Genomic DNA, 283 nt, shown 5'->3' with positions numbered 1-283 from the left:
CAAGACCGCCAACTGATCGTCGAAGCGATCACCTCGGCGTTCGCGCCGGGCAAGACCGACAGCGGCCGCCTCGAGCGGCCGCTGTTGCATCCGCAGTCCGCCAGCGCGGTCGCCTTGAACGAGCCGCGCGCTGCTCTCGATCCTCCGACCCACCCTCGCGCATGCTGATCGCCCTCAACAAACCCTATGGCGTGCTCTGCCAGTTCACCGATGCAGAGGGGCGACCGACGCTCGCCGGCCTGATCGATCAGCCGGGCGTCTATCCCGCGGGCCGGCTCGACGC

1 pseudogene is annotated in these 283 nt (G+C 69.3%); it reads left to right on the top strand.

Annotated features, from left to right (window positions below):
• Positions 1–161 precede the first annotated feature (161 nt).
• Positions 162–283: pseudogene (locus FLQ44_RS24320) on the top strand (pseudouridine synthase); the annotation flags it as partial.

Origin of the sequence: Vogesella mureinivorans (genome assembly GCF_007644035.1) — a bacterium.
Lineage (GTDB): Bacteria > Pseudomonadota > Gammaproteobacteria > Burkholderiales > Chromobacteriaceae > Vogesella > Vogesella mureinivorans.
Note: the sequence above shows the minus strand (reverse complement) of the source record. Positions and strands in the feature narration are given on the sequence as shown.